Consider the following 21,087-nt stretch of genomic DNA (forward strand, 5'->3'; position numbering starts at 1 on the left):
TACTTTGGGCGAGTCACCATCCCGATACGAGGGCAAATCTACTATGCGCTTATACGCCCTCTTATCGGAATGCTGTCGGGCTCTCCGCGCTACTTCGGTAGCTTGCTTCTATCCCTCTCGCGAGTGACAATACAATACTATTATGTTTAAACGAATAAAATTGTTAGTATATATATATGCATTTGTAAAGTTGCTACTATTGCGTTTTATTCAAAGTGAAACGCCTTTTTTAAGCGATAAAAAAACTATGTTTCTATGTGTGAAAAAAATCCCCAATCCAACTCCCGACTTTTCGAACAAACTACAAGACATTTAGCTCTTTTCTGATCAATTAAATCCGCTCAACTTTGCATGAAATAAAAAAATAGAAAATATGTCTAAAGTCGCAAAATTCGTAGTAATCATAAATGATAATGTTGTCTGGATGGAAGAGAAAGCCCTGAAATTCTATTCGGATTTATTTGGATCAGAGAAAGAAATAGGAGAGAAGTATGCTCAGGAAAACCTTTCGAGTCAAAAGTTATTCAAAATCCAGAATGATTTTTCGGTCGAGATGTTAATGGCTTACGAAGGCGAAAACCCGTTGTCTTTTATGAAACTGAATTCCTCCCGGTTAGTCAATCAAAATCTTGGCGCAAATAAACCAATCAGTGTAAATCATATTGTTTATTTCGATCCCGAAGATTTAGTGGTACTTTTTAAGCGTGCCGAAGAAGTAGCAATGCAAAGAAAACACGACCTGATTTGGGTAAAAGTTTTTGAAATAGATAGTATTTTAATCCAAACTTTAAACTCTCTCGGATATCAAAAATTCGATTATGAAAATGAATCTGAACAAGAAATTCAGAAACAACTTTATTTTAAAAAATCAGTTTAGTTTTACCATAACAACATCCTGATTGGCAATTGCATACACCACATCATTTTGTTTGGGTTTTATAATATGCTTTCCGGTAAATTCGCCAAAAGCAGCCAGAATCATCTGATCTTCCTTTTGATAAAAACAAGGTAGTTTTAAGGATTGAGCACCAAAACCGCGCAGGATTATTCCGGGATGGATGTGACCTGAAAAATTAAAAAAACCTTTTTTTACAGTAGGATGATGGGTTAGCAAAAAGGAATCTATTTCTATTGATTCTACAACATCGATATTAATTTTAGTGTAATGTTGGGGATTGATAATATCATGATTTCCTGCAACAAGGATAATTTTATTGGTACAACAAGCGACCCATTTTTCGAATAACTCCCACTCAGAATTCATTGAACTATGAAATAAATCACCAAGAAAAATAATTTTTTCAGGATTAAAATGTTCTGTAACAGCAGTCAAACGATTAAAATTTTCCGAAACCACATTGTTGGGAATCGCTACGCCGTGTTTTCTAAAATGCGATACTTTACCTAAATGTACATCAGAAATGAGAAGCAATTTTCTGGTTTCCCAAAACAAAGCCCCGCTTGAATGCAAAACAAACGTTTGATCTTGTATTTTAATTTTCATAAATTTTACTTCATATACGAAGCCGTCATTTTTTTAATTCGTTCTGCCAAGGTCTCGCTCGATAACTTTTCTCTCAATCGGTCTGTAATCAGCGGGAAACTAAAAGGAGTTGGTTTAAGACATTGTTTCCAGATAATTTCCTGATTGTTTATTCGTTCCAGAGCCATAATCAAACGGCCTTCTTCCAATTGATGTTCAAAGGTTTCACGATACGCTTGCAGAAACAATAGATTGTCAGGTTCATAATCCCTAAAAACTTCAAACAACAATTGCGAACCACTTTGCAAATGTTTTGTCTTCACCATTTTTCCGGGAAAACCGGTAAAAACCAAACCTGCAATTACGGCAATATCCCTGAATTTTCGTCGTGCCATTTCTGTAGCATTCAGACTTTTTTGCAAATCGTGATGTACATATTCAGTCGAAAATAGATTATTATCTAAAACATTCTGCATATCAATTTCCTGATCAGAGAGCAATTCGAATCCGTAATCATTATAAGCCAGAGAAAAACTAATAGGCAAAAGTAAACTAATTCTGTACGCCAGTAAACTTGCCAGCGCTTCATGCACAAACCGGCCTTCAAAAGGATAAAAAATAGCATGATAACCTTCTCTAGTTTTAAAAGTTTCAATCAAAAACTGATCGTCTCCGGGAACAATAGATTCTTTTCTTTGTCTGACAAACAAAGGTTGTAATGCTTTTAGTTCCGGCGATAAATCATCTGTATTGGCGCGATACAATTCCTGGCGCAGCAATTCGCTCATTTGTGCAGATAACGCCATTCGACCGCCCATCCAGCTTACTACCTTAGATTTCTTTTTAGCATCAGCCTTTCGTACCAAAACCTGCATATTTCTAATCCTGAACAACTCGAGTTGTTTACCCGCAAAAATAAAAGTATCTCCGGGTTTTAATTTCGATACAAACCATTCCTCAATAGTGCCAATATAGCCGCCGCTCATAAATTTTACATTCAAAACAGCATCACCAACAATAGTTCCAATTTGCATTCTATGATGCATCGCAATCAATCTACTGTTAATTTTATAACGCCCGTCCTCGTCAATTTCAACCTTTTTATATTCATCATACGCCTGTAAACTTTGGCTGCCGTTTGAAATAAAATTCAAAACCCAGTTCCAGTTTTCCTCCGTCATAGCCTGATAACAAAATGTAGTTTTAACCTCTTTAAAAATTTCATCCGGAAGAAATCCGTCCGAAACCGCCAGAGTATTTAAGTATTGCACCAAAACATCCCAACTGTTTAAATACGGAACGCGATCCTCGATTACACTATTTTCGACCGCTTTTTTAAGTGCCGATGCTTCGATTAATTCGATCGCATGTGTTGCCAGAAAATAGATTACACTCTCTTTCCCTGGTTGATGTCCGCTTCGTCCCGCTCTTTGCAAAAAACGTGCAACACCTTTAGGACCACCAACCTGAATAATAGTTTCTACAGGCGCAAAATCGACTCCAAGATCCAGACTCGAAGTACAAACAACCACTTTTAGCTCTTCGTTGCGAATAGCATTTTCGACCCAAAGTCTCGTTTCGCGATCAATACTGCCGTGATGCATCGCCATTTCTCCCGCAAACTCAGGATATTTTTCCAGCAATCGCTGAAACCAGATTTCACAAGCCGAACGAACATTCGTAAAAATCAAAGTCGTTTTGCTCGCTTTTACAATTTTGGCCACTTCATCAATAAGATGCAAACCCATGTGTCCGCGCCACGGATACGTTTCCATTTTATCCGGAATAATCGAAATAACCTTTATTTTTTTATGAATCTGAGCCTTTATCAAAACCGAGTTATGATACGCTTCTGAATCTATCCCCAGTAAAACTTCCTGTGCTTGTTGCAAATTGCCAATTGTTGCCGATATTCCCCAAATTCGCATCTTGGGCGCAATGGTTTTTAATCTCGACAAAGCCAGTTCTGTTTGAACGCCTCGTTTTGTACCCAATAATTCATGCCATTCGTCAATAACAATTGCCGTACAATTGCCAAATATTTTGTCGTAACCTTTGGTTGCCAAAAGCAGTTGCAAACTCTCCGGAGTTGTAATTAATAAATCGGGCATTTTTCCTTTTTGCTTTGCTCTTTCGCTGGCTGATGTATCTCCGGACCTAATTCCAACCGTCATTTTAGTACCTAAATCATTAACTACTCTTTCTGCTGCTTGTTTTATTTCGACCGAAAGAGAACGTAAGGGTGTAATCCAGATTGCTTTAAGTCCGGGATTGTGTTTTGTTTTATAATTTGGATTATTTTTTATGTAGTTTAAAACAATAGGCAACCAGAGCGCATAGGTTTTCCCGCTTCCGGTGGGAGCGTTTAGTAAACCATTTTTTCCTTGCAAAAAAGCAGTCCACGTTTGGGTCTGAAACGGAAATGGTTTCCAGCCCTGATCCTGAAACCAGTTATTTGCTACCGCAAAAAGTTGCTCTTTATTCATTGTTTTTTTTTTATGCCATTACTATATCGCTCCTCTGGAGCTTTTTTTCGGATTTTTTCTTGATTTCTATAAATATTTTGCTCCGCTGGAGCCTTAGATAAAAAAACAAAAATCCGCGCCTATCCGCGTTTTCGCTTGCGAATCCGTGTCATCCGCGTGTCCTTTCTCCGCTATCAAAACCCCAGCGAGATACCTATTTTGCGGATCAATTAGAAATTAATATATCACTCCTCTGGAGCTTTTTTCCGGATTTTTTCTTGATTTCTATAAATATTTTGCTCCGCTGGAGCCTTAGATAAAAAAACAAAAATCCGCGCCCATCCGTGTTTTCGCTTTAGCGAATCCGTGTCATCCGTGTGCCATTTCTCCGCTATCAAAACCCCAGCGAGGCACCTATTTTGCGTATCAATTAGAAATTACTATATCGCTTCTCTGGAGCTTTTTTCCGGATTTCTTCTTGATTTCTATAAATATTTTGCTCCGCTGGAGCCTTAGATAAAAAAATAAAAATCCGCGTCCATCCGTGTTTTCGCTTGCGAATCCGTGTCATCCGCGTGCCATTTCTCTGCTATCAAAACCCCACGCAATGACAAAAAACCCGCATCCATCCGTGTTTTCGCTTGCGAATCCGTTTCATCCGCGTGCCATTTCCCCAACATCATAAAATCATACTTTTCAAATCGTCAATAGAATTGGCTTCCTCTATTTTTTTATCATGACGCCATCTTAAAATCCTCGGAAACCGGGTAGCGATTCCGCTTTTATGTCGTTTGGAAAGTGCAATACCTTCAAAACCAATTTCAAAAACCAATTGAGGCGTTACGCTTCGAACGGGACCAAATCTTTCTAAGGTATTTTTCTTGATCCAATTGTCCACCATCCTGAATTCGGCATCTGTTAAACCTGAATAGGCTTTTGCAAATGTCACCAGTTCACGTTCGTTACTTTCGTTATTCTGCCATAAGGCAAAAGTATAATCCGTAAAAAGATTCGAGCGTCGTCCGTGTCCGCGCATCGCATACGTGAGAACAGCATCGATCACCAAAGGTTCAATTTTCCATTTCCACCAATCGCCTTTTTTTCTTCCTACCAGATAGGGCGAATCTTTTCGTTTGATCATTAAACCTTCGCTTTTCATTTCGCGGGAGCGCAATCTTTCTGTCGTTAATTCTTCCCAGGTCGAAAATTTTATCCTTTCAGAAAGTTGCAGCGGAATGTCGTGATGTTTTATGTTTTCAAATAATTGTTCTAATAAGATACGTCTTTCTTCAAAACGAAGATTTCGAATATCCTGACCTTTCCATTCTAATAAATCGTAGGCTTTTATAATGACAGGCGCTTTTTTGAGGATCGCTGCCGAGACCGTTTTTCGTCCAATTCGGGTTTGGAGATCATTAAAAGTTCCAATTTCGTTTTCGATATAAGGAAGAATTTCTCCATCGATGACGGTTCCATCCGGAATAACACCAATAAAAGAAGCAAATTCAGGATATTTATCGGTAACCAATTCTTCGCCGCGACTCCAGATAAAAATCTCATTATCGCGTATAATGGTTTGCGACCGGATTCCGTCCCATTTGTGTTCTGCGCTCCAATCTTCAGGATTGCCCAAATTCGATGGTTCGCCTTCGATGGGATAAGCGAGATAAAACGGAAAGGGTTTAGATAAATAATCGCTATTTTTTTCGTCCAAAATTAATTCCTGAAACGTGATCGTATTTGGATTCCAATCGCCCATTAATTTGTGTGCCAGAGCATCTTCGTCAATATTTTCGGTTTTAGAAAGTGCTCGTGTCATTAATTTTTGACTTACACCAATCCTAAAACTTCCGGTAATTAGTTTGGTAAAGACAAAACGTTCGTAGTAATTGAGAGCGAGCCAGTTTTCGTGCAGATATTCCTTTTTCTCGATGTCGGTTTTCTTTTTCAGGGCAATAATTTCCTGAAGATATTCCGTTAAACTTTTATCAGAATGTTCTTTAGTAGTAGGGATTATCAGCGCAATTGTTTCGGCAAGATCGCCTACAATATGATAGCTTTCTTCAAACAACCAAAGCGGAATATTAGCGAGTTCATTTGCCCACAGACGCAATAAAGTTGTATTTACAGGTCGGGGAGGACGGCGATGCGAGAGAATAGCAATGGTCCAGACTTTATCTTCGTTACTGGCATTGATAAAATAATGGGTCAAAGCATCTACTTTTACCGAAGTTTTATTAGAACTGTCAAGTGCTTTTATAAGTTCGGCAAAGTTTTTCATCTTCGTGACGTTAAAAGTTATTTATTAGATGTTAAAAGTTTATTCTCATTGAATTTAATATTTAAACACATAGAAACATAGCTTTTGGACTGAAAACTAGGCGTTTCACTTATTCTGAATTCACATAGTTGTTTGTGTATCCGCTATGTGTTTCTTTTAAAGAGAAGCTAGAAAATAGAGTATAAAGAAAACACTATAGAGAATAGAGTATAGATAAAAGAAAAAAAGACAGAACATAAAATCTAAATTCTATTCTCTTTATTCTATTTTCTTGCATCTTTCTCTTTCTTCTAGCTTCTTTCATCTATTCTCTATATTCTATTCTCTATATTCTATTCTCTATATTCTATTCTCTATTTTCTATTCTCTATTTTCTATTCTCTATTTTCTTTCTTCTCTTTCCTCTATTTCTCCTTCATATTGTGTGTTTGCCGTTCTTGCATCGTAACCAATTTCCTGAAGGTATTTTGAGAATATATCCGAGTATCCGTGTGTGCAAATTATCTTTTCGGCTCCGGTTGCTTTTATGCTTTCAAGTAAACCAGTCCAATCGCAATGATCGCTTAAAACAAAACCACGATCTACGGCACGACGGCGTCTGGCACCCCGAAAAGTCATCCAACCGCTGGCAGAACCCGTAACAAAAGGTGTCATTTTGCGGATCCAGGTGCTTCCGTGCGCACTGGGTGGTGCGAGCACAATGCTGCCTGATAAATCTTCTTTTTTAGTTTCAGCAGTTACTCTTGTCGTAGGCGGAAAATCAACCATTGGACGCAAAACTTCGGTCATGTTTTCGATTGCTCCGTGGGTGTAAATTTTTCCGATATCCGTATTAAGGTATTTCAATAAACGTTGGGCTTTTCCTAACGAATACCCAAAGAGAACAGATGTTTTTCCTTCGGCACGATTTTCTGCCCACCAATTATTAATATCAGTCATAACTTCGGCTTGTGGCGTCCATTTAAAAGCGGGTAATCCAAACGTACATTCGGTTATAAAAGCATTACATTTTACGACTTCATAAGGAGTAGAAATTCCATCATCTTCCGTTTTATAATCACCCGTAAAAACCCAGACTTCCCCTTTGTATTCGACTCGTATTTGTGCAGAACCAATGACGTGACCGGCAGGATGTAGCGAAAATTTTACACCGTTTACAGTAAACGTTTCGTTCCAGTTTTTTCCGGTAACATTTATATCGCCAAGACGGTGTTTTATGATAGGTACATTGTCATGGTGTGTTATATAATTTTGGTGTCCCCAACGGGCATGATCAGAGTGTCCGTGAGTGATAATAGCGTTTGTAACCGGACGCCACGGATCAAGATATACATCTGCCTGCTGGCAATATATTCCTTTATCATTAAAGGCTAAGAGGGGCGTAGTCATAACTTTATATTAAGCTATTTGAGCGATTCGGGCACTTTTATACAACGGATAGGTATGCATAAAATCTGATACATGATCTTTCATTTTGTCAAAAGACTGCCCGTAAAAATACAAACCTGTTGTTGTATTTCCTTTCCAGTATCTCTCTGTATATTGTGAAGTATTGGTTCTTTTTGAAATTTCGGACTGAATAAAATCGATATTATACTCGTCTTCGTTTTTTCTGTCTGGATTTTCTTCGTCAAGATAAATAGCAATTCCTTCGTTTTTACCAAACGGAATTTCCTGATGTGTTTTTTCTATGATTATTTTAGAACCTTTGGGCGCACCACAATCTTCTAGATAAGTTATGATATTTTCTAAAACAGCGATAGTGATTTCTTCCTTAAAAAGTTTAATATGAATATCGCAAAAAATAATTTCACCGGGCTCTTCCTTAAGTATTCCGCCACCGGAAATCTCGCCATAATTGTTTTGGGATAAAAAATCGTTTAAGGGCAACAGATAAAGATTTCGCTTATCTGCAGGTGCAACTTTATCATTAATCTGAACCACAATATCGTACTGATTCTGATCCGGTTCATCGCTTTCAAATAATTTCGAGATAAATTGTAGTAGCATAGCAATTAAGGTTTTAGTGGTAAAAAACTTTACTCAAAGTTAGGTATTGAATAAAGTTTATGATTTATACTTTTTTCCTTAAATGTTACATGATTTCTAATTATAATGCCTTAAAGTATGCCATCGAGCGTGCTCACCAATTCCTGAAAATTGTTGGGTTTCGTAAATATTTTTACAGCACTAAATTCGTTGGTTAATTTTTTTAACGTGTCGTGCGAATGCGATGAATAAACCACAACCTGAATAGAACTAAGCTCAGGAATTTGTCGCAATTGCTGTATAAATTCGGCCCCGCTTAAGTAGGGCATCTGCATATCTAGAAATATAAAGTCAGGCAATGCAGTAGCAACTTTCAAATTATTTAAAGCTTCTAATGAATTATTCGAGATTGTAGTGAGAATATTTTTGTTTAAAGAAGCGATTGCTGCGATAAATAATTCGCAGTCATCTTCGTCGTCATCTACCAATAAAATTACTGTATTTTTCATTCCATGAAATTATTTTAAAATTGGGAGTTTTTGGTTATATAATTTTACGGGTATGTTATATAATATAAATGTTTAACTGTCAACGAGGCAAATTTCAAAAGTAGTTTTGCCCTCTTCGTTTTTGTGCGTAATATAACCACCGTGTGCTTCAATAATATTTTTGGATAATGTTAAGCCAATTCCTGCGCCTTCTGGTCTTGTGGTAAAAAAAGGAAGGAATATTTTGTGCTCTATTTCTTTTTCGATTCCGTTTCCAGTATCTGTTATTTTAAGGAAGATTCGGTTTTCTTTGGCTTCCGCCGAAATATAAATTTGTTTTTGCACGGTATCTTTTAGCGCATAAAAACTATTGGTTAAGAGATTAAGGAGCACCTGTTCTATCTGTTGCGAATCGATATTTATGATACGTTTAAAAGTTATTGTATTGACCACTTCAATATTTTTTTCTTTAAACAAAGAATGCATAACCCTGAGACAATTATCGATTAAATGGTGGAGTTCTGTTTTTTCTTTTTTAGGCGAAGGCAACATGGCGAGTTTGCGATATCCTTCGACAAATTTTTGCAAATGATCACTGCGCCTTAACATGGTTTCGACACTATTTTTTACATCTTCTAAATCTTCATCTGATAGAGAATCCTGTTCGACCAAATCCTGCAAATTCTGGCAAATAGAACGAATAGGTGTAATCGAATTCAAAAGTTCATGCGAGATTACCTTCATGAGATTTACCCATGCTTCTTTTTCTTTTTTCTCTACTACGTTCTGAATCGAATCTAAAAGAACTATAAAATAATCCGACTCAAAAATCTCTGCTCTTGAAGCCTGCAATACAAATGTCTGCCTTTGCTGTTCTTTAATACTAATTTCCAGGGCTGTTTTTATTTCCTGAAAATCATCTTGTTCGATAATCTCGCATAATGCCGGTAATTGGTTTTTAAGGTATTTCCATTTAGATACTTTTGGGACATTAAAATGTGTCGAAAAATAATCATTCATTAAAAAGATATTCCAATCATGATCTTGCTTTTGCAGTATTATAATTCCGGTTTCGATGTTGTTCAAGATAGAGCGATAGATGATATCTCTTGAAATCTGTTCGTTTTGTTTGCTCTTTAAACTGTCATATAAATTAAAAAGGTCATTGTAATTTTTGTTTAATTTATGCTTCGAAAAATCAGAACTAAAATCATTTTGCAATATCGAAGCGATTGTTTTATTGTAGATCAAAACAAAATTACGAACGTAAAAATAGAGTTCGCGCAAGAGCAGAAAAACAATAAAAAGCCCAAATATCGCGGTAAACAATAAATCTTTTTTAAAAAAGAAAACAGAAACTTCGATTGCTGCGACAATTATTATTAATCTCAGAAATATAAGTTTGTATGTTTTATAGGATTGAAACATATTTTAAGAATTTAAAATTGAGAATTAGAAATTAAAATTTTTCGAAACCATAATTTTTCTCCTAACGATGTGATTTATTTTAAGTGAAACGCCTTTTCAAACGATGCAAAACGAAGTCTCTATGTGTTACAATAAATTACAAACTATCACTTTTAATATTATATTTTTCCAGACGACGATATAAAGCGCCTCTGGATAAACCCAGTTCTTCGGCTGTTTTGCTAATATTATTATTGTTTTTGAGTAATGCTCTTTCAACTGCTGCTTTCTCTACCGTTGAAAGCTGACTATCATCCGGATTTTCTTCGTATGTTGTTAGGGTTTCCAGATCTAAATCTGCAACTGTAATTTTATTGTTTTCGCAAAGAATAACAGCGCGTTCGATCTTATTTTCCATCTCGCGAATGTTTCCGTTCCAGGCGTGTTTCCCGATTTGTTCCCCTACTTTTTTATCAAAAGTAATAGGACCACGTTCGTATTTTTCGATCATTTTATCCAGTAGATATTCTGCCAGCGGAATTTTATCTTCATTGCGTTCTCTTAAAGCGGGCAAAATAATCTCCATTGTATTAATACGGTAATACAAATCTTCTCTAAAATTTTTGTCTGCAACTTCCCGTTTCAGGTTTAAGTTGGTTGCCGTAATAATCCTAACGTTTAGAGGTCTTGCTTTTGTTTCGCCCAATCTGGTTACCGTTTTGGTCTGGATAACCTGCAACAATTTCGATTGCAAATGCAGCGGAACATTACCAATTTCGTCCAAAAATATCGTTCCGTTCTGCGCCATTTCAAAACGTCCCGGAGTATCTGTTTTAGCATCTGTAAAAGCTCCTTTGACATAACCAAACAATTCGCTTTCGAAAATATTCGAGTTTAAAGAACCTAAATCAACGGTAATGAAAGGATTGTTTTTTCTCTCGGATTGTTTAAAAATATGATGTGCCAGAACAAATTTTCCCGTTCCGTTTTCGCCCAATATCAAAACATTAGCATCGGTTTTAGCGACTTTGTCAGCGAGGGAATAGGCTTTTTTTATAATCTCAGAGGTACCAATAAAAAAGTTGTTTTCAATTTCGACATTTTTTTCCTTCTTCTGTTCTTTACGCGATTTTTCGACAGCCTGTTTTACAGATTCCAGTAGTTTTTTATTTTCCCACGGTTTTAAGATATAATCAAAAGCACCCGATTTTAAACCTTCAACAGCAGTTTCGACTTTACCAAAAGCGGTCATTAAAATCACAACAGTTTTTGGCGAAAGTATTTTTATTTCTTTCAATAGATACAAACCTTCTTTTCCGTCTTCAAAACCTATCCTGTAATTCATGTCGAGCAAAACAACATCAATGCTTTTTTTTGATAATAGTTCGACAATATTTTTTGGATTATTGAGCGTATAAATGTCTTCAAAATACTTTTTCAGGTACACTTTCGACGCAAAAAGGATGTCTTCCTGATCGTCTATGATTAAAATTGAGGCATTTGTCTTTTTCATTTTTGTTCGGTTTTGGACGAAAGCTGTCCATTATTGGACACTTTATAATTCTCTTAGATAATAAAAAATTTAAAATAAGACAGTTACAGATTTTAAATTTTTGGCATAAAAATCACATTACTGTTAGTAAATCATCAAGTATGAGAATCATTATTGCTGGTAAATGTAACAAAAATAGATATTTATAGATTATGTTATCAATTATCTTAATTTAGGAGCTGTTTTTTACTTCGGCAATATGATTCTTAGCAAGAAAAACAAACATCAAAAAGAAATTATTATGATTAAAATTAAAAAGCTTTCTAAAATTTTTAGAACCGAAGAAGTAGAAACAAAAGCTTTAAGCGAAATTTCGTTAACCGTAAACGAAGGTGACTTTATATCGATCATGGGACCATCCGGCAGCGGAAAATCAACTTTATTAAACATCATCGGATTATTAGACAGTGCTTCGGGCGGTAGCTATGAATTGTTGGGACAGGAAATGATTGGGCTTAAAGAGCAACTAAAATCAAAAGCCAGAAAAGAAAACATTGGATTTATTTTTCAGAATTTTAATTTAATCGATGAATTATCGGTTTATGATAATATCGAATTGCCGCTCATTTACAATAATGTTCCGGCATCAGACCGAAAGAAAAAGGTACAGGAAATTGCAACTATATTAGGGATTTCGCATCGTTTGAAACATTATCCGCAGCAACTTTCAGGCGGACAACAACAGCGTGTAGCCGTTGCTAGAGCTTTAATCAACGATCCTAAAATTATTCTTGCCGATGAACCTACGGGAAATCTGGACAGTAAAAATGGCAATGAAGTTATGGAGTTATTGACAGATCTTCATGCTGGTGGCGCCACAATTTTGATGGTTACACACTCTGATTATGATGCTTCGTTTTCGCAAAAAACGATTTTAATGAAAGACGGCATTATCCTTTCAGAGAAAATGAACAATAGAAATGTAGATGTTTTAGTTACTAATTCTAATAACTAAAATTATGCTAAAGAACTGGATCAACATATTTATTTATCACATCAAAAACAATAAGCTTTTTACGGCTTTGAATGTTTTGGGGTTGAGTATTGGAATTGCAGGATTAATTTTTGCCACGTTGTATTGGAACGATGAACATTCGTATGATCAGTGGAACCCAAATAAAGACAAGATTTTTTTGGTAGCCAATAAAATGAATCCCACGACTTACTGGTCTGCAGGTTCAGCAGCAGTAGGATCTGCAATACAAGCTATAAGCCCTGAAGTCGAATCTTTTTGTTATTTAAGCGGAAATTATGATGATGAAATACTTTATTCTAATACTAAAAAAGTGCAATCTGACAGGATTGTTGCAGCACAAAAAAACTTTTTTGATTATTTTCCGTATGAGTTTACAGAGGGAAATCGAAATGGGGCATTACCGGATGTAAGCAGTATTTGCTTGTCGCAAGATCTGGCTTTTAAGCTTTTTGGAAATGAAGCTGCTCTGGGTAAAAAAATAGTGTTGCAAAAACAAGTTTTGATTGTTAGAGGGGTTTATAAACTGGACAAAAAATCAGCCTATAATCCTTCTTGTGTAGTCAATTTTATGGATCAGCAAATAAAGGCTAATATAGAGTATTGGGGAAATTTTAATTTTGTCTTATTGCTGAAATTAAAACATGTCGAAGATCAAAAACGAGTAATTAATAATTTAGAGAAGTTATACCTGGAAAACCTGACACTTCGCCGTGCAAAAGAGCAAGGTGTTAGTCCTCAGGAATTTATTAAAAAATTTGGCTTGGTACATCCTGTTTTAGAATCGTTATCATCACTTCGCTTACATACCAAAACCGGTGGTTTGATAGAGGGAAAAGGTAATCTTCAATTTTTACTTATTATGGTTGGATTATCCGTTTTAATCTTGCTGTTATCCATTGTTAATTATGTCAATTCTGCTACGGCAAATGCTATAAAAAGAGCCAAAGAAGTTGGAGTTCGAAAAATCATAGGAGCCTCAAAATTCTCCATCATTCAACAGTTTATTTTTGAAACCGCTATAATTTCGATGTTTTCAATTTTAATAGCACTTGTTATTGTCGAGATTTCCTTGCCTTATTATAATTCTTTTTTAGAAAAATCGCTTGTTTTACAAAGTAGCCAGTTTTACCTGCAGCTTGTTGTTATATTTTTTATAACAGTAGTATTGGCAGGAATATTTCCGGCTGTATATGTAGCTAATTTTGAGCCGCTAAAAGTTTTAAAAGGAAACTTTGGACGCAGTAAAAGCGGCATTTGGCTTCGAAACGGAATGTTGATATTTCAATTTGGCGTAGCTGCTTTCTTTATCATTGGTTCTTATATTGTTTATCAGCAAATTGAGTACATGAACTCAAGAGATTTAGGTTTTAATGGCAAACAAGTTTTAAACATCTCCTACAAGAATATCTACGGCGAAAAAATTACGGATAAAGACCGATTTGAGAGATATAGTATTATCAAAAATCAATTGCTGCACATAAAAGGGGTTAAAGAAGTTTCCGGTGGTGGTTTTATTTTAGGAAACGGTTCAAAATCTGTTATAAAATATGAATATAAAGATAAAAGCGTTGACGGAAACAATATTCCAATAGACTTTGGACTGCTGGAAATGCTGAAAATAAAAATGGTAAAAGGACGTTATCTGAGCCCAAAATTTGCTCAGGATACCATCAATTCCATTTTGATTAACGAAGCAGCTTTAAAGTTATTAAACGAAAAAGATCCAATAGGTAAAAAAGTAAACTGGAACGGTAAAGAGGCAATTATTGTAGGGATTGTAAAAGATTTTAATCTTCGAAATCCCGGCGAAGAGATTCCGCCAATGTCTTTTCTCCATTTTAAAACTGTGCCGTGGTTTACAGAACTTTTAAATAATATTTACATAACTGCTGATCCCAAAACGATGCCGCAAACGTTGACAGATATCGAAAATCTCTGGACCAAAAAAGTAGATACAGAATATCCGTTTTCGTATGATTTTGTAGATAAAGGATATAAAAGATCGTATAGTAATTATGTGAAGCAAAAAAATCTGTTCTCTTTGTTGAATGTTATTGTTATCATTATTGCTCTCTTCGGGTTATTCGCTCTCGCTTCGTATTCGATTGAACGACGCATGAAAGAAATTGCGATTCGAAAAACATTGGGTGCTGAGACAAATGTTTTATTAAAAGAACTTTGTAAACAATATGTCATCTTTAGTATCGTAGGTTTTCTAATGGCGCTATTTCCGGTGTATTATTTACTGGACAAATGGTTAGAGAATTTTGCTTACAGAATTAGTATTTCTGTTTATCCTTTTATAATCGGGTTTACTGCTTTGTTGGTATTAACGCTATTAGTAGTGCTTACGAGAGCATATCAGGCTACCAAAATCGATGTTTTGAAATACTTAAAATACGAATAGATTATAAAATTTAAAACCTCCAAAACAGAACTTTTGGAGGTTTTAGTTTTAATAAAAGATTTTTTAAATTAACCGTGAGCTGCTACAGAAACATCTGCCCATTCTTCCCAGGTTGCCAGTTTTTGTTCGTAAGTTTGTTTTGCAAATGGTAATGCTACTTTTCCTAAAAATAGACGTAAAGGAGGATTTTCTGCTTCAACCAGTTTGATAATTGCAGGTACAGTAGCGCTTGTTTTTCCAAAAGTGTCAGGATCATGACCTTCTTCAATAGCTTTTTTAAGTCCGTCATAAGCAGCAATACTTTGGCTGTTAAATCCGTTACCCCAGATATCAGTAACATAACCGTTTGGTTCAACCAAAGTAACATTGATTCCAAATTGTTTTACTTCTTGCGCCAGTGTTTCCGTAAGACCTTCTACAGCAAATTTAGAAGCATTGTAAAGCCCTAAATTAGGCAAAGTTGTTATTCCTAAAATAGAAGAAACCTGAATAATATGACCACTTTTTTGATTTCTCATAATTGGTAAAATGGCTTGAGTTAACCAAAGAGTTCCAAAAAAATTAGTTTCAAATTGTGCTCTTGCTTCTTTTTCGCTCGCTTCTTCAACAGCACCGTTCAATGCATAACCTGCATTATTAATCAGGATATCGATTGTACCAAAGTGTTGTTTTACTTTTTCGACTACAGCAAGAGATTCTTCGCGATTGTTTACATCTAGTTTCAAAGGCAAAATAGCGTCTCCGTATTCTGCTTTTAGGTCGGCTAGGGTATCGATATTTCTGGCTGTTGCAGCTACCTTGTATCCTTTGGCTAAAAATGCTTCTGTCCAGGCTCTTCCAAATCCTTTTGATGCTCCTGAAATTAAAATTGTTTTTGACATGATTTTTTAATTTTTAATTGTTAATGGTTGATTGTTGATGGTTAATGGTTGATTGTTAATGGTTGATTGTTAATGGTTGATTGATATTTTTATAATAAAATGACTGATCGGTCATTTTTTTAATAAAAAAAATTAGAGTGTGTTTCCCTCTATAATTTTTTTTAAAGTTTTAATGATGACTTTCATCTTATTATTATTACCGGACATTCTCGAAATTAAGTGACCGCCTTCCATCATGGCAAACATAACGATTGCAAACTCATCCGCATTCCACTCCGGTTTAAACTCTCCGTTGGCAATTCCTTTATTGACACTACCAGCCAACAATTGCTGATTGGCGTTACAACCTTTATTTATTTTTTCTTTTACAACAGGGTTTGTGTCATCAGCCTCTGTACCAAAATTCAATAAAGGGCAACCTCCCTTAAGAGGCGGGTTTACAGCATTACTAAAGAAGTCGATATAAGTAAAAAGTTCTTCTTTTGCTGTTTTGCTTTTACTGATTTCCAACAAAAGTTTATCACCCAATACTTTCATATTGTGATCAACTGCGGCACAGGCAAGAACGTCTTTGTTTTCAAAATGAACATACATACTGCCTTTAGACAACTTGGTAGCCTCCATAATATCACTCATAGCAGTTGCAGCAATGCCTTTTGTATTAAAAATAGGGGCTGCTTTTTCTATAATGAACTGTCTGGTTTCTTCTCCCTTTGTCATGGTAGTTTTCATTTAACGAGTACAAATATATGACCGATTGGTCATAAAAACAAACAAATTAATTTTTTTGTGAAAAGTTTCACATTTGAAGTGTGTTTAGTAGTTGCCACAAAGGCGCTAAGTTTTTGTTTCACGCAGATTTAGCAGATTCTAGCTGATTTCAAAAAGATTTTTAAATTATTAATTAAGGCTAAAAGAAAATTAAAAATAATCTGCAACATCAGCTTAAATTTTTTTTAAATCTGCGTGAAACATAAATCTGCAACTTTGCATGAATATTTTGAACAGTCACATAAAACAAACATTTTTTCATCAAATATTTTTATTTATGTATTTAACTACGTAGTTTTGTATAATAAAATTCCGAAGACATGATACCACAAATTATTCCAATCGAAAATAAATATGCTGATGCTATTGTAGCGCTGATTTTAAACATTCAGCAAAAAGAATTTAATGTTGCCATTACGATAGAAGACCAACCGGATTTACTAAATATAACTAACTTTTATTACGGTGGAGGAGGTCATTTTTGGGGTGCTTTTGTCAATGACGAATTAGTAGGCACAATTGCTTTAGTGAAATTTGATACTACCCAGGCTGCGATTAGAAAAATGTTTGTAAAGAAGGAATATCGTGGAAAAGAGTTTTCGATCGCCCAGAAATTATTGGATACTTTACTGGATTATTGCAGCAAAAATGGAATTGATGATTTATATTTGGGAACAATAACAGTATTAGAAGCTGCTTTGCGTTTTTATGAAAGAAATCATTTTGTACGAATCGAAAAAGAAACGCTTCCGGATACATTTCCTGTTATGAGTGCCGACAATGTATTTTGTCATTTAAAACTAAAAAAGTAACGATGAATATAATTGATGAATCCGGAATTCTGGCCATTTCGACACGATTGCAACGACTAAGCGAGCAATTGCGCAAAGATGGTGCTTTATTTTATAAATCATACGGTATTGACTTTGAACCCAAATGGTTTCCGGTAATTTATACCTTGCACTACAAAGAGGTTTTGAGTGTTGTCGAAATTGCAAACGAAATAGGGTATACGCATCCATCAACCATTAGTTTATTGAAAGAACTTGAAAAACAAAAACTAATTCGTTCAAAAAAAGACAAAGTCGACGAGCGAAAAAGACTGATCTCGCTTACGCCAAAAGGACAGGAATTAATAGTAAAAATGAAACCTGTTTGGGATGTAATGTCAAGCGTTCTTACGGATATAGCCAATAACCAAAACAATTTATTACAGGCGATTAATGAAGCCGAAAACAAACTGAGACATCAGAGTTTTTTGCAAAGAGCTTTGCAGTTAAAAAGCTTAGAATAGCTGCAAAGGTTCAGAGCAAGAAAGGTTCAAAGTTTTTTACTGAAATAACTTATAGACTTTCCCAATTAGAATCTGGAATTTATTTTTTAGAATTTAAAATTACCATTAGAAATACCCTTTTACTTATTTTTTTGGTTTCATATTACAATTTGAAACAAAGGAAACGCCTGATTACTAGATTTATAATTCCCGTAAACTTAATTTTATACACAACAATTTTTACGGGATATCGATAAAAATGATTTTTTCAATAAATAGTAATCTAATTTTTTAATTTATGAAAAAGGCTTTTCTAATAATTGTACTCTGTGTTAGTTCAATTTTTTTCTCATGCAAGAAAGATAAAAATCAGAATCAATTTGCTTCAGATGGAGTTCAGTCTGCTTCTTCTGATTCACTCACCGATGATGGCTGGCCACGTGAAACGACAAATAAGGGCACAAAATTGGTTTATTATCAACCTCAGGTCGACGATTGGAAAGACCATAAAGAAATTACAGTAAGACTGGCCTTTTCGTTGACTCCACAAGGCGGCAAAGAAGTTTTGGGCGTAGCGTCTCTAACAGCCGAGACATTGGTAGATAAAGACAACCGGAACGTGTTTTTTAAAAATGTTCAGGTAACCGATGTAAGATTTCCGGCCCTCGATGAAAAAAAAGTTCCTGAAATGGAAAAGCTTTTTAAAGAAACATTGCCTAAAGACGGTGATCCGGTTTCGGTAGACCGTATTCTGGCAGATTTAAATCAAACCAAAAGTCCGCCGAAAGGAATTGCCGCCAAGAACGATCCCCCTGCTATTTTTTACAGTACAAATCCGGCAGTTTTACTTATTGTGCAGGGAGAGCCTGTTTTAGTGCCCGTAGAAAAAACAGATATTCAGTATGTGGTCAATACCAACTGGGATTTGTTTTTTGATAAAACAACAAAAGACTACTATTTACTGGCAGATAATAGCTGGGTTACCTCAAAACAACTAGACGGAAAATGGGAAAAAACTACCAAACTGCCTTCTGGTTTGAATAATCTTCCATCAGGTCAAAATTTTGATGATGTAAAAAAAATGATTCCGGCGCCATCAGTAAGTACAACTCCTCAGGTTTTCTACAGCAATAAACCTGCTGAATTAATTGCAATAAACGGAAACCCAAAATTTATAAAAATAGAAGGAACCAAACTGTTATACATCGATAATACCGAAAATGATATTTTTGCCAACGAAGGCGATGGACAATATTATGTCTTATTATCCGGAAGATGGTTTAAATCTGTAGCATTGGCGGGACCATGGACATACGCAGGAAATAACCTCCCGGCTGATTTTGCTAAAATTCCTAAAAATTCTCCAAGAGCAAACGTATTAGCAGCAGTACCGGGAACTCAGGAAGCCCAAGATGCCATAATGTTAGCTCAGGTTCCTACAACAGCAATTATTAAGAAAGCCAATGCCGAAGCCAAAGCCAAGGTTACGTATGACGGAACACCTCAGTTTAAACCTATCGAGGGCACAAAAATGCAATACGCAAGCAATACTCAGGATAAGGTAATAAAAGTAGGCGATTTGTATTATTTGTGTTTTCAGGCCGTTTGGTTCATGTCGACAAGCCCTAACGGACCCTGGAAAACAGCAGATTCAGTTCCTAAAGAAATTTATACAATTCCGCCAAGTTCTCCAGTATATAATGTAACCTATGTTACACAAACCACAACTGATACAACAGTACAAAGCAGTACAACAGCCGGTTATTTTGGAGCTTTTATTATTGGTGCCACTGTAGGCGCTATCTTAACTTACGGAACAGGATACTATTATCCGCCATATGTGTATTATGGAGGTTTATACCCAATCTATCGCCCTTGGCCTTATACGTACGGAGGCGGGGCAGTCTACAACCCATGGACAGGCGGATGGGCTGCCGGAAGACGTGTTTACGGGCCTTACGGTGCTGCAGGAACATCAGCCTGGTATAACCCGGCAACAGGAAGATACGGTCGTTCTGCAAGTGTACAAGGATGGTACGGAGGTCGCACGGCAGCAAGTTCCTATAATCCATGGACAGGAAATTATGCCAGAACCAATCAGGGGCATAATGCGTATGCACAATGGGGACATTCTGCTGCTACAAATGGTCATCAATGGGCACAAACCGGACATATTACTACCAGACTTGGTACGGCAATTGGTTATGAAACTTCCGGAGGTAACAAAGGTGTAATTACGCATCATCGCGGCGGAGGAACAACCATTCATACCAACAATAATTTATATGCCGGACATGATGGACACGTATACAAAAGAGATGCTAACGGAAACTGGAGCCATTATAACAACGGCAACGGAGGCTGGACACAAGCAGATAAACTTGGCTCAGCAAAAGGTTCCGGAACAGCTCTACAGCGCGATCGCCCCAATCAGGGATTGGGAGCAAATGGGGCAGGAGAGAGAATCCAGCGTGATAATCTAACCAAACCAAATCAAAATCCAGGCGGAGAAAATCGTTTAGGCGACGCAATCCAGCATGATAACTTACCTAAAGCAGATCAAACTCTCGGACAACGCGATAAACCACTCGGAGAAGCAGGTCATCCTGATATAACAAACGATTTAGATCGTTCAGCATTCTCAAGAGATCGCGGCGAATCTCAAACACGGGATTTCCAAAATTTCCAAAGAGAAGGAAACCGTATGGGCGGTGGCAATTTTAGAGGTGGCGGAGGATTTAGAGGCCGAAGATAAAGTTTAAAACTAATTATAATAAAGAATCAGGGACAATATTTAATAATATTCGTTCCTGATTTTTTTTGATACAAACCTATAACCATCATCAATTTAAAGACTTCCCAATTGAAAATTATTTTCCGGAATTTAAGTTTTAATAAGGAGCTATTTCCTGCTTTCCGCTCCAATCTTTTTATTTTTTAAAGAAAAAAATAAAAAGGATTTCCACTTCAATCAGGGCTAGACATTCGTTTTCATGAAATATAGACCATCCAGGTCTTTTGTCCCTTTGAACCCCTGCCTCTTTGTTCCTTTGTTCCTCTGAACCTATGTACCTCAAAAGAAAACCTCAGAACCTTAGCACCTCAGAACCTTAG

The 21,087-nt window shown here is 36.1% G+C and carries 16 protein-coding genes; 6 read left to right on the forward strand and 10 right to left on the reverse strand.

The features are described from left to right. Positions 1-373 precede the first annotated feature (373 nt). Positions 374-877, forward strand: a complete 504-nt coding sequence (locus B0A64_RS03350) for a hypothetical protein (protein ID WP_089478131.1) — start codon at positions 374-376, stop codon at positions 875-877. Here B0A64_RS03350 and pdeM read toward each other — a convergent pair. The 8 genes from pdeM to B0A64_RS03390 form a co-directional block, all read right to left on the reverse strand. Next, complete coding sequence (pdeM, locus tag B0A64_RS03355) at positions 869-1,504, reverse strand: ligase-associated DNA damage response endonuclease PdeM (protein WP_089478132.1); 636 nt, start codon at positions 1,502-1,504, stop codon at positions 869-871. The two genes, B0A64_RS03350 and pdeM, sit on opposite strands and share 9 nt — an antisense overlap. A gap of 5 nt (positions 1,505-1,509) precedes the next feature. After that, positions 1,510-3,969, reverse strand: a complete 2,460-nt coding sequence (locus B0A64_RS03360; RefSeq protein ID WP_089478133.1) for a ligase-associated DNA damage response DEXH box helicase — start codon at positions 3,967-3,969, stop codon at positions 1,510-1,512. 658 nt (positions 3,970-4,627) lie between these two features. After that, positions 4,628-6,229 (reverse strand): ATP-dependent DNA ligase, encoded by a 1,602-nt coding sequence (locus tag B0A64_RS03365; RefSeq protein WP_089478134.1) that lies wholly within the window; start codon positions 6,227-6,229, stop codon positions 4,628-4,630. Positions 6,230-6,610: 381 nt separating this feature from the next. After that, positions 6,611-7,618 (reverse strand): ligase-associated DNA damage response exonuclease, encoded by a 1,008-nt coding sequence (locus tag B0A64_RS03370; RefSeq protein WP_089478135.1) that lies wholly within the window; start codon positions 7,616-7,618, stop codon positions 6,611-6,613. Between the two features lie 9 nt (positions 7,619-7,627). After that, a complete protein-coding gene (locus tag B0A64_RS03375; protein ID WP_089478136.1) occupies positions 7,628-8,239 on the reverse strand; it encodes a hypothetical protein in 612 nt (203 codons plus the stop codon). 110 nt (positions 8,240-8,349) lie between these two features. Further along, positions 8,350-8,727: a response regulator gene (locus B0A64_RS03380; RefSeq protein ID WP_089478137.1), complete on the reverse strand. Its 378-nt coding sequence runs from the start codon at positions 8,725-8,727 to the stop codon at positions 8,350-8,352. Between the two features lie 72 nt (positions 8,728-8,799). Next, positions 8,800-10,134, reverse strand: a complete 1,335-nt coding sequence (locus B0A64_RS03385) for a sensor histidine kinase (RefSeq protein WP_089478138.1) — start codon at positions 10,132-10,134, stop codon at positions 8,800-8,802. A 136-nt stretch (positions 10,135-10,270) separates the two neighbouring features. Beyond that, positions 10,271-11,626 carry a sigma-54-dependent transcriptional regulator gene (locus B0A64_RS03390; RefSeq protein WP_089478139.1) on the reverse strand — a complete coding sequence of 452 codons (1,356 nt, stop codon included), beginning with the start codon at positions 11,624-11,626 and terminating at the stop codon, positions 10,271-10,273. A 280-nt stretch (positions 11,627-11,906) separates the two neighbouring features. Between B0A64_RS03390 and B0A64_RS03395 the strand changes: the two genes are divergently transcribed. Continuing rightward, positions 11,907-12,620: an ABC transporter ATP-binding protein gene (locus B0A64_RS03395; RefSeq protein ID WP_089478271.1), complete on the forward strand. Its 714-nt coding sequence runs from the start codon at positions 11,907-11,909 to the stop codon at positions 12,618-12,620. A gap of 4 nt (positions 12,621-12,624) precedes the next feature. Next, positions 12,625-15,048, forward strand: a complete 2,424-nt coding sequence (locus tag B0A64_RS03400) for an ABC transporter permease (protein ID WP_089478140.1) — start codon at positions 12,625-12,627, stop codon at positions 15,046-15,048. Positions 15,049-15,116: 68 nt separating this feature from the next. Here the strand turns inward: B0A64_RS03400 and B0A64_RS03405 are convergent, their stop codons facing one another. Beyond that, on the reverse strand, positions 15,117-15,929 hold the full coding sequence (locus B0A64_RS03405; protein WP_089478141.1) for an SDR family NAD(P)-dependent oxidoreductase: 813 nt from the start codon (positions 15,927-15,929) through the stop codon (positions 15,117-15,119). A gap of 132 nt (positions 15,930-16,061) precedes the next feature. Further along, positions 16,062-16,649, reverse strand: coding sequence for a TetR/AcrR family transcriptional regulator (locus B0A64_RS03410; RefSeq protein ID WP_089478142.1), 588 nt, complete (start codon positions 16,647-16,649; stop codon positions 16,062-16,064). Between the two features lie 371 nt (positions 16,650-17,020). Here B0A64_RS03410 and B0A64_RS03415 point away from each other — a divergent pair, with 371 nt between their 5' ends. From B0A64_RS03415 to B0A64_RS03425, 3 genes are all read left to right on the forward strand, one after another. Beyond that, a complete protein-coding gene (locus B0A64_RS03415) occupies positions 17,021-17,512 on the forward strand; it encodes a GNAT family N-acetyltransferase (protein WP_089478143.1) in 492 nt (163 codons plus the stop codon). Between the two features lie 2 nt (positions 17,513-17,514). After that, positions 17,515-17,994, forward strand: a complete 480-nt coding sequence (locus B0A64_RS03420) for a MarR family winged helix-turn-helix transcriptional regulator (protein WP_089478144.1) — start codon at positions 17,515-17,517, stop codon at positions 17,992-17,994. 277 nt (positions 17,995-18,271) lie between these two features. Further along, positions 18,272-20,728, forward strand: a complete 2,457-nt coding sequence (locus B0A64_RS03425; protein ID WP_244285337.1) for an LGFP repeat-containing protein — start codon at positions 18,272-18,274, stop codon at positions 20,726-20,728. Positions 20,729-21,087: the final 359 nt, after the last annotated feature.

Origin of the sequence: Flavobacterium araucananum (assembly GCF_002222055.1) — a bacterium.
Lineage (GTDB): Bacteria > Bacteroidota > Bacteroidia > Flavobacteriales > Flavobacteriaceae > Flavobacterium > Flavobacterium araucananum.

What these genes read in the sequence shown, in the direction of transcription:
- B0A64_RS03400 (WP_089478140.1), top strand. Translation starts at nt 12,625, where the DNA reads ATGCTAAAGAACTGGATCAACATATTTATTTATCACATCAAAAACAAT.
- B0A64_RS03385 (WP_089478138.1), bottom strand. Translation starts at nt 10,134, where the DNA reads ATGTTTCAATCCTATAAAACATACAAACTTATATTTCTGAGATTAATA.
- B0A64_RS03410 (WP_089478142.1), bottom strand. Translation starts at nt 16,649, where the DNA reads ATGACAAAGGGAGAAGAAACCAGACAGTTCATTATAGAAAAAGCAGCC.
- B0A64_RS03390 (WP_089478139.1), bottom strand. Translation starts at nt 11,626, where the DNA reads ATGAAAAAGACAAATGCCTCAATTTTAATCATAGACGATCAGGAAGAC.
- B0A64_RS03425 (WP_244285337.1), top strand. Translation starts at nt 18,272, where the DNA reads ATGAAAAAGGCTTTTCTAATAATTGTACTCTGTGTTAGTTCAATTTTT.
- B0A64_RS03350 (WP_089478131.1), top strand. Translation starts at nt 374, where the DNA reads ATGTCTAAAGTCGCAAAATTCGTAGTAATCATAAATGATAATGTTGTC.
- B0A64_RS03415 (WP_089478143.1), top strand. Translation starts at nt 17,021, where the DNA reads ATGATACCACAAATTATTCCAATCGAAAATAAATATGCTGATGCTATT.
- B0A64_RS03420 (WP_089478144.1), top strand. Translation starts at nt 17,515, where the DNA reads ATGAATATAATTGATGAATCCGGAATTCTGGCCATTTCGACACGATTG.
- B0A64_RS03380 (WP_089478137.1), bottom strand. Translation starts at nt 8,727, where the DNA reads ATGAAAAATACAGTAATTTTATTGGTAGATGACGACGAAGATGACTGC.
- B0A64_RS03365 (WP_089478134.1), bottom strand. Translation starts at nt 6,229, where the DNA reads ATGAAAAACTTTGCCGAACTTATAAAAGCACTTGACAGTTCTAATAAA.
- B0A64_RS03395 (WP_089478271.1), top strand. Translation starts at nt 11,907, where the DNA reads ATGATTAAAATTAAAAAGCTTTCTAAAATTTTTAGAACCGAAGAAGTA.
- B0A64_RS03375 (WP_089478136.1), bottom strand. Translation starts at nt 8,239, where the DNA reads ATGCTACTACAATTTATCTCGAAATTATTTGAAAGCGATGAACCGGAT.
- B0A64_RS03405 (WP_089478141.1), bottom strand. Translation starts at nt 15,929, where the DNA reads ATGTCAAAAACAATTTTAATTTCAGGAGCATCAAAAGGATTTGGAAGA.
- B0A64_RS03360 (WP_089478133.1), bottom strand. Translation starts at nt 3,969, where the DNA reads ATGAATAAAGAGCAACTTTTTGCGGTAGCAAATAACTGGTTTCAGGAT.
- B0A64_RS03370 (WP_089478135.1), bottom strand. Translation starts at nt 7,618, where the DNA reads ATGACTACGCCCCTCTTAGCCTTTAATGATAAAGGAATATATTGCCAG.
- pdeM (WP_089478132.1), bottom strand. Translation starts at nt 1,504, where the DNA reads ATGAAAATTAAAATACAAGATCAAACGTTTGTTTTGCATTCAAGCGGG.